This is a genomic window from Peptoniphilus lacrimalis DSM 7455, from assembly GCF_000378725.1.
GTDB classification, from domain to species: domain Bacteria; phylum Bacillota; class Clostridia; order Tissierellales; family Peptoniphilaceae; genus Peptoniphilus_A; species Peptoniphilus_A lacrimalis.
In genome coordinates this window covers 126,774-139,331 of sequence record NZ_KB900367.1, presented here as the reverse complement: position 1 = coordinate 139,331, position 12,558 = coordinate 126,774, and the positions used below count along the sequence as shown (strand labels likewise).

The following is a 12,558-nucleotide window of genomic DNA, read 5'->3' as shown; positions in this document are numbered from 1 at the left end:
AAAAGATAACTAGGCATCTTTATTATCTTCATAAAAAACCTTGTTATCAAATTCTTCACTTTTTAAAATCAAAAGCGTTTTTGTGTCTAGAACTCCATCAAGTTCCAAAACTTTATCATAAAAACGTCTAAGGTCGCTAGTAGTAATAGTTTTAACTCTTAACATGATACAATGTTCTCCAGTTACTCTGTAACATTCAAAGATTTTAAATGAGTGATCTTTTATATTTTTAATATCTTTAATAAGTTGAGGAAAACTGCTTGTATTTACCCTAACAAGCACAAATGTATCAACGTTATATCCTATTTCCTCCCAGTCAATTATTACCTTATAACCTTTAATAAGCTTTGCTTCTTCCATTTTGTAAATTCTTCTGTGAATAGCAGGCCTTGTAAGATTTAAATGTTTTGAAATCTCTTCATGACTCATTCGGCCATTTTCGGAAAGTAGTTCCAGGATTTTTAAATCAATATCATCCAACATAATTTGCTCCTTTTTAATCTATTACTAAATTATAAACTATTTTCTTATATTTTACTATAACTCTTTATAATAGTAAATTTTTTTATTTACTTTACAAAATAAAGTAAATAAAAATATGATTTTTTTCTTTTTATTTTATATCAAAGTTCAAAGAAATAAAAGCAAAAATGTTATATAATAATATCAGGTGATAATATGCTTGTGGGTAAGTATGTGAGTTTAAGAGAATTAATATTAAAGGATGTTTATACCTTTAAAAATTGGTCAAAACACAGCTCTTATTTACTTCTTGATTATAATTTCAATGAGGTGGAAGAAAAGAGCATAAAAGATTGGTTTATTTGGAAAACCCATAGCCCTTTTTCTAAATATTATGTGATTTTAAAAGATTCTTACCCTATAGGATATATATCTTTTAAAAATATTTCTTATTTTTTAAAAAGTGCGTGTTTAGGAATAGCTTTAAATCCTACTTATATAAACAAAGGTTATGGAGGGGATGCAATTAAAACCATGCTTAAATATTTTTTCGACGAACTTAAATTTAAAAAAATTAGCCTAAAAGTTGCATCATATAATAAAAGAGCCCTTCATCTGTATGAAAAAATTGGTTTTAAAAAGAGATGGACGATTTTAATGTCTTTTCCCAATGGGGATTTTGATATAAATATTAAAGATTTTTATAATAATAAAGAATGTTTTAAGAAAGTTTTTGGCAAAACTTTTTTCTACGCATATCAGATGGATATAAGAAGAGAGGATTTTATAAATGGAATTTAAATTAGAAAAAAATAAATATGATTTAGGAGAAACACCCATATCTAATATATTTTTTAATGATTTTATGCCTTTAGCCAATGGGGACTTTGTTAAAGTATATCTTTTGGCTTATAAGCTGTGTCTAAAGGGCGACAAGGAAAAAACTAACAATGAATTTTTGGCAGATATGTTGGGCATGCTTGAAAGTGATATAGTTAGGGCATGGAATTATTGGCAAAAACAAGGAATTGTTAAAATCTCAGAAGAAGGCGATATTGAGTTTGTAAACTTAAAGGAACTTTATATAAGAGATGTATATAATTTGAAAAGCCAAGAAAAAACTTCAAAATATTCAGATATAGTTCAAGATCCAAAAATCGCAAATTTGTTGGCAAAAGCTGAATTTTTGATGAGAGAAAACATACCTTCTGTCAAAAAAATGGATATAGCTTCATGGATTGATGTATATAACGAACCGGCTGAAGTTATTGAAGAAGCTTTTTATTATGCCACAGAAGTTCAAGATGTTTATGATTTGAAATATATAGAAAAAATTGTAAGAAACTGGTCTAAAGATGGTATAAGAACCGTAGAAGATGTTGAAAACTCTTATATCAACAGAGATCAAAAATATTATAGATTCAATAAAGTTAGAAAATTTATTGGAATTGAAAGAAAAAAATTCAATCTTGTGGAATTTAACATAGTAAATTCCTGGTTTGATGATATGGGTTTTGATATGGATATGGTCACGGAGGCTTGCAAAAGAACTGCAAATATTTCTAAACCAAATATTAATTATGTTAATAAAATTCTAAAATCTTGGAAAGAAAAAGACATAAAAAGTCCTGAAGAGATTCCTTTTAAAGATAAGATACAAAAAAATAAAGTAAAAACTAAGTTTCATAATTTTAAACAAATTACTGATGCTTACAGTGAAGATGAGCTTGAAGAAATTGCAAGAAAGAAAAGAGAAGAATCATATAAAAGGTTGGGTATTTAATGGAAGTTAATAGAAAAATATCTCTGCATTATGAAAATATTAGACGCAAAAATGAAGAAATTTTAAAAAACAGAAAAAAAGAAATATATAGAAATATCCCACAGATTGCTGAAATTGATAAATATATAAATCAACTAGGTCTTAAATCTTGCAAGAGCCTTTTTCTTAAACCATCATCTTCTCTTGTTATGGATGTAACAAGAGAAATTAGCGACTTGAAAAAAGAAAAGGAAAGGCTTTTAACTGAAAACGGCTATGATATAAATTACCTATCTATGCCTTATGACTGTGAATATTGTAAAGATAGTGGTTTGTTAGAAGATGGAAGTAAATGCTACTGCCTAAATAAATTAATTATAGATAAGCTTTATAAGACATCAAATCTTGACCATACTTTAAAAAAAGAAAATTTTCTTCACTTTGATACAAATATTTTTTCTGACAAAATTGATGAAAAAGAGGGCATAAGTCCCAAGGAAAATATTTTAAAAATAAGAGAAATATCTAAAAGATTTATAGAAACTTTTAAAGAAGATAATGATTTTAATTTATTATTTTACGGACCTACAGGACAAGGTAAAACTTTTACTATAAATTGTATAGCAAAGGAACTTTTAGATAGAAATATTTCAGTTATATATTTAACAGCCTATGAAATTGTTGAATTATTAGAAAATAAGAGATTTAAAAAAATTGATGATGATAGATATGATTATCTCTTTGAGGCTCAGCTATTAATTGTTGATGATTTAGGTATAGAGCTTGTAAGTAGCTTTACAAATTCTGAAATATTTAATATCATAAATACTAGACTTATTAGAGGTAAAAAAACTGTGATTTCAACTAATTTGTCGCCAAAAGAACTCTCAGAAACTTATACTGATAGAGTTTTCTCGAGGGTATTTCAAAAATTTATGCCCCTTAAATTTTTTGGTGAAGATTTAAGATGGCAATAGAGGAGGAAAAAATAATGAAAATATCAAATAGAGTCCAAAAAATTCAATTCTCTGCTATAAGAAAATTAACTCCTTATGCTCAAGAAGCTAAAAAAAATGGCAAGAAAGTATATCATTTAAACATAGGAGCACCCGATGTTGAAGTACCACAAGCATTTTTTGATGCTATAGGAGATTTCCAAGGAAAAGTACTAAAATATCCTTCTGCTCCAGGAATTGATGAATTAAGAGAAAGTTGGTCAAATTATTATAAAAAAAGAAATTTAAACTTTGAACCAGAAAATATATTTATAACCTCTGGTGCTAGCGAAGCTTTGCTTCTTGTTTTAATGACAATAGCCGATGAAGGTGATGAAATTATTACAACTAATCCATTCTATTCAAACTATAAAACATATATGGACCAACTTAATTTAAAGATTAATGCTTTTAATACAAGTCCAGATAATGGTTTTGCTCTTCCATCAACTGAAGAAATAGAAAAAGTTATTTCTGATAAGTCTGTTGCTTTTTTAATTTCAAACCCAACTAATCCTACAGGAGCAGTTTATTCAAGAGAGGAACTTGAAAGACTTAAAGAATTAGCTATAAAACATGATATGTATATAATAACTGATGAAGTTTATAGAGAATTTATTTATGATGGATTAAAATACTTATCTTTCGCTGAATTAGAAGGAATTGATGATAGACTTATTTTACTTGATTCTATATCAAAAAGATTTGGAGCCTGTGGTGCAAGAATCGGAGCTATTGCCGCAAAAAATAAAGATATATTGACATCAATTAATAAACTTGCAACAGGAAGATTAGCAGTACCAACATTAGAACAAATAGGAGCTGCAGCTTTATTTAATTCAGATGAATCTTATTTCGAAGAAGTTAATAAGGAATACGAAAAAAGACGTAACACTATTTATGAAGAACTTAAAAAGATTGACGGAGTAAGTGTTTATAAACCAAAGGGAGCATTTTACATCATGCCAACCCTTCCTGTAGATGATGCTGAAGATTTTGCCAAATGGCTGTTAACTGATTTTGATGTAGATGGTGAAACTCTAATGATGGCACCTGCTGACGGATTTTTCTATAATTCCAATGAAGGTAAAAACAAGGTCAGACTTGCCTTTGTCTTAAATGTAAATGATATTAAAAAAGCCATGAATATTCTAAAAGAAGGATTGAGGAAATATAATTCTTGAATAAAGAAAAATTAAAAAATCTATTAGAAAAGCTCACCTTATTTTTAACTTTTTTAATAGTTGTTGTTACATGGACAGGAAGAATAAAAAAAACAAATATTGGTTATGTACCTTCTTCCATAAGAAACTTGCAGATCATTTTAGTACTCTTTACCATGGCGGAGATTTTACTTTTAACATATCTAGATAAAAAGAAAAATGCCCTTTATCTATCAATATTTTATATAATAATGGCTGTTGTATATATAGCCTTTAAAGGGGCAGGAAGAATATAGATTATAAGTTTGAAAGACGAGGAAAAATAATTCCTCGCCTTTTTTTGTAATATATAGATAAAAATTTTTATTCCTGTGATAAAATATTTTATTGTAAGGTGAACTTTATGGAAAAATATGTAAAAGTTTCCGGTGGCTCAAAAATTTATCTAAGAATTTTAGGTCAAGGAGAAGCTTTAATTCTCCTTCACGGAAATGGAGAAAATTCTCATTATTTCGACAAGCAAATTAGGGATTTTGCTAAATATTTCAAAGTTATAGCTATAGATACTAGAGGACACGGCAAAAGTGACCCTATAAAAGAAAAATTAACTTTTGAAGATTTATCCAGGGATTTGTTGGATATTCTTAATTTTCTAAAAATAGATAAGGCAAATATTTTAGGCTTTTCGGATGGAGCAAATATTGCTCTTGTTTTTGCAAAAAATTATCCTTCAAGGATAAAAAAATTAATTCTAAATTCGCCTAATAAAAATGTAGACCAAATAAAATTACTACCTAGAATTTTCAGTTTTATTTTCTATTACTTATTAAAAATCGTAAGTAACTTATGTAAAAGATTTAGAAATTATTTTTCTGTTTACAGCCTTATTTTTGATACTATAAAAATTAAAGATTCAGATTTTAAAAAAATCGACTTTCCTGTTCTAATTATTGCTGGAGCAAAAGATTTAATTTATATTGACACTTTTTATAAGATTGCAAAAAAAATAAAAAAATCTAAATTATCAATAATCAAAGGGCATGGTCATAAAGTTGCACATACAAATCCAAAAGAATACAATAAAATAATCTTAGATTTTTTAAGAAGAAAGGCAGACTAATGAAAATTATAAAAAATATTTTGAAATATATAAAAGCAATATTTTTGATTGGTGTAGTTTTTTTAGTTATATTTGAACTTTCAAAGTTAAGACGCGAATTTTCTTATGATGAACTTTCAAATATTTTTACAAGCATAGGATTTTTTAAACTAACTTTTTTGATGGTTTTAGGTTTCTTATCCTTTATACCTATGATAAATTACGATTTAATCTTGAATAGATTTGCCAATTGTGAAAAATCTATTAAATATACAATAAAAAGAAGTATTATAATAAATTCTTTTAACAATTTAATAGGTTTTGGAGGCCTAATAAATATGGGTCTAAGATTTAGATATTTTGCAAAGGAAAATGACGATAAAAAACTTCTGAAATTCTTGGCGAAATCTTTTTTATTTGATTTAACTGGCATTTCCTTTTTATCTTTAATCACTTTAATTTCTCTTATAATTTATAAAAGTACGATTATTATAAATTATAAATATTGGTTAATTGGTGGGATTTTATATGGACCTTTAATTTTAATTGTTTCTTTATATAAAAACACAGACGAATTTCATATTTCTAAAAAATATAGCCTAGATGTTTCACTAACTTCTATTGTAGAGTGGACAAGTGCTATGTTATTTTTCATAAGCATAGCTTATGTTTTAAATTTAAAAATAAAGTTTTTCCCTGTGGCTGCTATTTTTGTTGTGGCAAACTTAATAGGTCTTATTTCTTTTATCCCAGGTGGTTTGGGCTCTTTTGACCTAGCAATAATTACCATTCTTTCTTCTATAGGAATAAATACCAATGAAGTTTTTACTTGGTTAATTTTATATAGACTTTTTTATTACATTGTGCCTTTCATAATAGGAATTTTATTTTTTATTTCAGATTTAGGAGAAAGTTTTGATTTAAAAAATGATAAAATTCCATCAAAAATAGTTAAGTCTATTGGGCTTGATCTTCTTTGCCTAATACTTTATATACTTGGGGCTTTAATGGTAATTTCTATTTCTGTACCTGATAATTTATCAAAAATTCGACTATTTAAAGGATTTAACCTTCTAAATGCCAATTTAATTTATCAATTTTTAAGTTTGCTCTTGGGTTTTTCTTTTATTCTTCTTGGCAGAGCCAACAGAAAAAGAGTAAAAAGTGCAGTTAAGGCAACAATTATTTATTTATTAATAGCTTTATTTTACTGCATTTTATCAGGATTTAGTTTTATAGAAATAAGTTTAATAATAATAAGTTTAATTCTTATTACTTTCACAAGAGAAATCCATTTTCGTAAACAATTTGTTTACTCTATGGAAAATATAACACTAGATTCAATAGTTTATTTTGCTATTGGAACTTTAACAGTAATTTTAAGTGTAATAAATTATGGTATAAAAATTAAAAGGACCAGATACTTTATTTTAATTCCTTTTGAAAAATCTTTTGTAAATATAATTATAATTACAGGAATTGTATATTTTGCAACGAGAATTTTAATGGATTATTTAAAGGGAAATAAGGAAAAATTAGGAGAAAAATTAAATAGACAAACCGTTCTTGAAATTTTAAATAAATATGATTGTTATGCTGAATCTGCCCTGGCTCTTGTAGGGGATAAGGATATTTATTATTATGAAAATGAAAACGGTGAAAAAACTTGTGCTATGTCGATATGTACCTACAGAGATAGGGTTTTAGTTATGGGAGATGCTTTTGGAAAGAAAGAAGATTTTAAAAAGCTTATAGAAAATTTTGTAACAGATGCAGATAAACTTTGTTATAATCCAGTATTTTATGAAATAAAAGAAAATCAAACCATATATCTTCATGACTTTGGCTACTCTTTTATAAAATTTGGTGAAAAGGCAAAAGTTAAACTTTCAGACTTCGTAATGGAAGGCCCTAAGCGTAAATCTCAAAGAAATGTAATAAAAAAATTTGAAAAAAAAGGTCTAAGCTTTGAAATTGTAAGCCCTCCTTACCAAGATGATTTTATGGAAGAACTCAAAAAAATATCGGATTCTTGGCTTGATGGCAGAATCGAGAAAGGATTTTCTCTTGGATTTTTTAACGAAGAGTATTTAAAACTTTGTCCAATGGCCTTAGTTAAAGATGGAGAAAAAATCCTTGCTTTCTCAAATATAATGCCCACCTCAGGAGAAACTTGGGCAACAATAGATTTAATGAGATATAACAGGGAAAATGAGCAAAATGGAATCATGGATTTTTTATTTATAAATTTAATTTTATATTTTAAAGATTTAGGCAAAAAATATTTTGACTTTGGCATGGCTCCCCTTTATAACGTCGGCATAAATTCCAACAGTTTTATCGAAGAAAAACTCGCATATTTAGTTTATAAATTTGGCTATAAATTTTATTCTTTTGATGGTCTAAGGGCATATAAGGAAAAATTTAACCCAGAGTGGTCTTCTGTTTATTTAAGTTATACTAAAAATACTTGGTTATTATATAGTGTAATAACAATTTTTCTTATAGATATAAAAGCCAAGGAAAATTACGATAAAAATAGAAAATAATTTTTTCAAATTAATTCATATCAGAAATATTAAAAGTCCCCATATTTAGGGGACTTTTTGTTTGCAATAATTTTTATTAAACTAATAAATATTTAATAATATAAAATAATGAATAATAAATTTATTGATGATTAAAACTATTTATCCTCATCAATTTTTTTATATTTTCTATTTCTATTTTCACGTTTCCTCTTTTTTCTAAGACTGATAATGTTTTTATCTCTAAATAAATTTACAGTCATATACAAAATATCTACAACATTCATAAAAATAATAACCCTGATAGGAAAAATATTTGGTATAGCAAATTTTAAAAGAATAGCGAAAATAGATATAGTAAGTAAGTCAAAAATATAAGCCACATAAACAATATTAGATACTGTTGAGTCCTCGCTAATTCTTAGTGTATCCCTTAAAACATTTATAAAAAAGAGCAAAATAATAATATTATAGGTACTTTTTTCAATATTTCCTGTTTTTGTATAAAGTTGTAAAAGAAAAAACATTGATGAATATATTAGAACAAATATAATGCCATATATAGAATGTTTTATAGAAGATGATTCATATAGGTCATCAATGCTCCAAGCTTTCATAAAAGTTTTTAAAATTTTTGTACTCTTCACTTTTTCACATATCCATGAAGGTATAAGAGCAAGCATAAAAGCCGTAAGAATTATAGTTTGTAATATTTCAAAAAAACCGAGCTTCGATATTCTTGCAAAATAGTTGAAGAAAAAAAGAATTAGGGAAACTGCACCTGCAGAAAAAAGCATGTAAATCATGGAAATAAATATCTCATAAGACTTACCATTTAATAAAAAATTACCCTTATTACTATATTTAAGACCTATCTCATAAGGATTTCCCAGTCTATTTAGCTCATCTTTAATGTCTTTATCGGTATAGGCTATAGGAAGTCGCCTTTGTAAAATATCCATAATTTCATCCTTAGCCAATTCCTTTTTATCATAAGGAATATAACGACACAAATAATATATATATCTATTAATAATTTCATTATCTATAAGTTTCATTCAATCACCTTTAGTTCTCTATAATATATTATAAGGGATAAATTACCTCTTGCAATAAATAAGATAAAATTTTCTAAAAAAAAATCGGCATAAAAGATAAAACCTCTTTGCCGATTAAATATCATAAAATAATATCAAATTAAGATAAAATTCTTATATCAATTTTATTTTCCCAAAACATAAACTTTAACAGTTCTTCTGCCGAATTTGTTAGCCGTTGCATTTGAATTAAAGAATAAATCAATTCTATTACCCTTAATAGCTCCGCCTGTATCTTCAGCTACTGCATAACCATAAGATGGCCATGAATCAGTTGATTCAATATAAAGTTTTGAACCTAAAGCAATTACTGATGGATCAACTGCAACTGCTCCTACTCTTGCTCTAGTTCCTGAAGCAGTCCTTGAGCCTGCTGATGGGTCATAAGCTGTTGCCTTCATTGTATAAACAGCTATTACATTATCTCCTGTAGGACTTTTGCTAACAGTGTTTTTAACTCCAATTTCTTCTACTTGTGTTACAGGTTCTTTAATAACTTTTCTTGAAACAAGCTCTTGAGAACGAAGTTGGTCATTAATGTAAACACTTTTTACTGTGTCTTCTTGTAGACCTTTTTGTCCAGGAGTAATGATGTTTTTTTCTCCCTGTTCTAAATCTTTATTCTCTTTTGATATAATTTGAAAATCAATTTCTGTTTGATTCTTAGTAACTTCTTCTTTAACCCTATATATAGTTATTTGAAATTCATCTTCTATAGTATCTGTAGCTGTATCAAGAGATGGTTTTACAATATCAAGTTTGTTAACTTTAATTCCTAAATTGTTTAAAACTTCTTGAACACTTGCGCCCTTAGCTTTAACTACAATTGTTCTGTTATTAATTTTAATTTTATATGTTTTTATTTTCCTGATATTAATTTCCATTCCTTCAGTAATTTCTTCTGAAAGTGAAGGATTAACCTCTTCGTCATCTTTAAGTTCAATTTTTTCTTGATTTAATAAAGTTTCTACATCATTAGCATAAGTAAAAACTTCTTTTACCTCTCCATTTATATTTATAACAACATCCTTACCAAGGACTGTTGAGAAACCCATTGTAATAATAGAAAGGAGAAATATTGCTATAGTTAAAATTTTAAAATAGCTTTTTCTTCTTTTGTATTTATTCAATTAATTACCTCCCAAATTGAAAAATTATAAATAGTTACTAAAAATTGTTACTAATTTGTAACTTTTCTATATATTAGTATAAAGAAAGGCTTTTTATTTGTCAAGATTTTTGTAACTATTTTGTAACCTTTGATAAACACTGGGTTTCATGGGATTATTTCGACCTAAAATACAATAAAAAAATAAATAATAAAGGCTCCATTCCCTAAAAATGGAGCTTTTATTGCTTGTATTACAGTTTTATTACAATTAATATACATTTTTTATGAAATTCCTCAACATTTTTGCTGTAAATCCCCAGATAACTATGTCCTTATAAACATAAAAATCCATTTCTCCCTCAGCTCTTTTCCACTTATAATTCCTACCATTAGGAATAAGTTCGTAGGGAAAAGAATCTTCTCTAATTAGATTAATTTTTGTTTTATAGGACTTGGGTTTATTAATTTTAAAAAAATCCAAGGGTATAGTAAAAATACTTTCTACCTCTTCTTTTGAAGGGCTTATAGCATCAAATTCAATATTTAATATGCCTACATAAGAATAAATAATGGCTGAATAAGGATTTACCAAAAAATCTCCCTTACCAATTATTGATAAATCTCTCTTATTAATTAATAATTCCTCACAAGTTTCTCTGATCGCAGCATCCCTGGAATTTTCTCCTCTTTCAATTCCACCTCCTGGAAATGAAATTTCTCCAGGCTGATTTTTTAAGCTTAAGGCCCTTTTTTCAAAAAGAATATGAACTTCATTATCTCTTTTTATTAGAGGAATCAAAACTGAGTATGCATTCCTAACATCTATTGCTCTTGGCTTTTTATGTCTAAATTTTTCTTTTATTGTAAAAAGCTCTCTATCCACTAATTATTTCACCTACAAGTTCATCTACACTATAAATTTTTAGCCTATCAATATGCTTTTTCTTGGCCTCTCTCTCAATTAAAAGATATAAGATATCTCTATAATCGTAATCATTTTTTACATTAAATTCTTTAGCCATTTTGGGAATAAGATTTTCAACTATATATCTCATCAATAAATTTTCATTCTCTTTGAGGGAATTTTTTAATATCATATAAATATACTTCAAGGAATCTTCTTCAGGAATTTCTTTGATGTAATAATCATAACCCTTAAGATTTTTTATTTCTTTATAGGTATCAAAATATCCCAATCTAATTAAATTATCACTTTTTTCTGGGTCAAAATCCATTATTTTACCTAAAGAATGTTTTGGACTGATAATATATTTTGCTTGTGAGAGATCATCATTAATTGGAAGATTTTTAAGCCTTATTACTATTGGGGTAAGTCCCTTTTTTAAAACCATGTTTATTGGGGCTTGTGAGTGAAATCCACCATCTAAATAATATTTACCATTGATGGGCCTCATTTTAAATATAGGTAGATAACAAGAAGCTATTATATAATTTTTAATCTGCCCCTCAGGCATATCTTCACAAAAAAGTTCTTCACTTTTAAAATCCGAAATATTTACTGTGCAAAGTCCAAAATCTATTTGGCTATTTCTAATCTTATCTTCACAAATAAGTTTATCTACAAGATCAAATAAGGGCTGTGGTGATACTCCTATATCGGTTATTTTTTTTGTAATTTCATTTAACCTGTTTTTTATAATTTCAATTAAATCTAAATTTTTAAAGTTTTTGTTTGAAATCTCTATATTTTTATTGAAATACTCAAGGTCCAAAGACCTCCAAGCTCTCAAACAATCATAAGAATCTCCTGACACAAACATTGCCGCATTTATTGCACCAATTGAAGAGCCAACTATTGCTTGGAATTTAAATCCCAATTCACAAAGAGCAAGATATGCTCCAACGTGGTAGGCACCTCTAGCCCCTCCACCTTCTAAAACAAGACCGTACTTATCCATTTTATCACTTACTTAATTCTGATGTACAATGTGGACATCTAATAGCTTCAATAGGTATTTGTGTAAAGCAGTAGGGACATGATTTTTCTTTCTCTACTTTGGGTTCTTCTTTTTTCATCTTTGAAGTTAGTTTTCCGATTTGTTTAATAACTAAGAATATTACAAAAGCAATTATTAAGAAATTAACTATACTTTGGATAAACATACCATATTTAACTTCAGCACCACCAACTGTTATTGATAGAGATTCAAAATTAATTCCTCCTATAAGTATTCCTATAAGGGGCATAATAATATTATCTACTAGAGAAGTAACAATGGCTCCAAAAGCTGCACCAATTACAACACCTACAGCCATATCAATAACATTGCCACGTGCAATAAATGCCTTAAATTCTTTAATAAATTCCTTCATTATTCCT

The 12,558-nt window shown here is 27.2% G+C and carries 13 protein-coding genes; 7 read left to right on the top strand and 6 right to left on the bottom strand.

Features of this window, described 5'->3' with window-relative positions:
* Positions 1-9 precede the first annotated feature (9 nt).
* On the bottom strand, positions 10-483 hold the full coding sequence (locus tag F594_RS0100680; RefSeq protein WP_004824386.1) for an Lrp/AsnC family transcriptional regulator: 474 nt from the start codon (positions 481-483) through the stop codon (positions 10-12).
* A 195-nt stretch (positions 484-678) separates the two neighbouring features.
* Here F594_RS0100680 and F594_RS0100675 point away from each other — a divergent pair, with 195 nt between their 5' ends.
* The 7 genes from F594_RS0100675 (at position 679) to mprF (ending at position 8,030) form a co-directional block, all read left to right on the top strand.
* The gene (locus F594_RS0100675; protein ID WP_019034199.1) at positions 679-1,263 is read left to right on the top strand and encodes a GNAT family N-acetyltransferase; all 585 of its coding nucleotides are present in this window, start codon (positions 679-681) and stop codon (positions 1,261-1,263) included.
* Positions 1,253-2,245: a DnaD domain protein gene (locus F594_RS0100670; RefSeq protein WP_019034198.1), complete on the top strand. Its 993-nt coding sequence runs from the start codon at positions 1,253-1,255 to the stop codon at positions 2,243-2,245. Before F594_RS0100675 ends, F594_RS0100670 begins: the two co-directional genes overlap by 11 nt.
* Entirely contained in the window at positions 2,245-3,201 is a 957-nt protein-coding gene (locus F594_RS0100665) for an ATP-binding protein (protein WP_004824378.1), read from the top strand. The genes F594_RS0100670 and F594_RS0100665 overlap by 1 nt, the downstream gene beginning before the upstream one ends.
* 14 nt (positions 3,202-3,215) lie before the next feature.
* Entirely contained in the window at positions 3,216-4,403 is a 1,188-nt protein-coding gene (locus F594_RS0100660) for a pyridoxal phosphate-dependent aminotransferase (protein WP_019034197.1), read from the top strand.
* Positions 4,400-4,678 carry a hypothetical protein gene (locus tag F594_RS0100655; protein WP_019034196.1) on the top strand — a complete coding sequence of 93 codons (279 nt, stop codon included), beginning with the start codon at positions 4,400-4,402 and terminating at the stop codon, positions 4,676-4,678. The genes F594_RS0100660 and F594_RS0100655 overlap by 4 nt, the downstream gene beginning before the upstream one ends.
* Positions 4,679-4,785: 107 nt before the next feature.
* Entirely contained in the window at positions 4,786-5,502 is a 717-nt protein-coding gene (locus F594_RS0100650; RefSeq protein ID WP_009344976.1) for an alpha/beta fold hydrolase, read from the top strand.
* Positions 5,502-8,030 carry a bifunctional lysylphosphatidylglycerol flippase/synthetase MprF gene (gene mprF / locus F594_RS0100645; RefSeq protein ID WP_019034195.1) on the top strand — a complete coding sequence of 843 codons (2,529 nt, stop codon included), beginning with the start codon at positions 5,502-5,504 and terminating at the stop codon, positions 8,028-8,030. Before F594_RS0100650 ends, mprF begins: the two co-directional genes overlap by 1 nt.
* Before the next feature lie 137 nt (positions 8,031-8,167).
* Here mprF and F594_RS0100640 read toward each other — a convergent pair whose 3' ends face one another.
* The 5 genes from F594_RS0100640 to mscL form a co-directional block, all read right to left on the bottom strand.
* Positions 8,168-9,067, bottom strand: a complete 900-nt coding sequence (locus F594_RS0100640; protein ID WP_019034194.1) for a membrane protein — start codon at positions 9,065-9,067, stop codon at positions 8,168-8,170.
* A gap of 164 nt (positions 9,068-9,231) precedes the next feature.
* Positions 9,232-10,236 carry a 3D domain-containing protein gene (locus F594_RS0100635; protein WP_019034193.1) on the bottom strand — a complete coding sequence of 335 codons (1,005 nt, stop codon included), beginning with the start codon at positions 10,234-10,236 and terminating at the stop codon, positions 9,232-9,234.
* Between the two features lie 249 nt (positions 10,237-10,485).
* Positions 10,486-11,100 (bottom strand): NUDIX hydrolase, encoded by a 615-nt coding sequence (locus tag F594_RS0100625; RefSeq protein ID WP_019034191.1) that lies wholly within the window; start codon positions 11,098-11,100, stop codon positions 10,486-10,488.
* Positions 11,093-12,136: a patatin-like phospholipase family protein gene (locus F594_RS0100620; protein ID WP_009345404.1), complete on the bottom strand. Its 1,044-nt coding sequence runs from the start codon at positions 12,134-12,136 to the stop codon at positions 11,093-11,095. The genes F594_RS0100625 and F594_RS0100620 overlap by 8 nt, the downstream gene beginning before the upstream one ends.
* 4 nt (positions 12,137-12,140) lie before the next feature.
* Positions 12,141-12,551, bottom strand: a complete 411-nt coding sequence (gene mscL, locus F594_RS0100615; protein WP_009345388.1) for a large conductance mechanosensitive channel protein MscL — start codon at positions 12,549-12,551, stop codon at positions 12,141-12,143.
* Between the last annotated feature and the right edge of the window lie 7 nt (positions 12,552-12,558).

Bases quoted from the DNA above. Each gene is read 5' to 3' on its own strand.
- F594_RS0100680 (WP_004824386.1), bottom strand. From the start codon at position 483: ATGTTGGATGATATTGATTTAAAAATCCTGGAACTACTTTCCGAAAAT.
- F594_RS0100675 (WP_019034199.1), top strand. From the start codon at position 679: ATGCTTGTGGGTAAGTATGTGAGTTTAAGAGAATTAATATTAAAGGAT.
- F594_RS0100670 (WP_019034198.1), top strand. From the start codon at position 1,253: ATGGAATTTAAATTAGAAAAAAATAAATATGATTTAGGAGAAACACCC.
- F594_RS0100665 (WP_004824378.1), top strand. From the start codon at position 2,245: ATGGAAGTTAATAGAAAAATATCTCTGCATTATGAAAATATTAGACGC.
- F594_RS0100660 (WP_019034197.1), top strand. From the start codon at position 3,216: ATGAAAATATCAAATAGAGTCCAAAAAATTCAATTCTCTGCTATAAGA.
- F594_RS0100650 (WP_009344976.1), top strand. From the start codon at position 4,786: ATGGAAAAATATGTAAAAGTTTCCGGTGGCTCAAAAATTTATCTAAGA.
- mprF (WP_019034195.1), top strand. From the start codon at position 5,502: ATGAAAATTATAAAAAATATTTTGAAATATATAAAAGCAATATTTTTG.
- F594_RS0100640 (WP_019034194.1), bottom strand. From the start codon at position 9,067: ATGAAACTTATAGATAATGAAATTATTAATAGATATATATATTATTTG.
- F594_RS0100620 (WP_009345404.1), bottom strand. From the start codon at position 12,136: ATGGATAAGTACGGTCTTGTTTTAGAAGGTGGAGGGGCTAGAGGTGCC.
- mscL (WP_009345388.1), bottom strand. From the start codon at position 12,551: ATGAAGGAATTTATTAAAGAATTTAAGGCATTTATTGCACGTGGCAAT.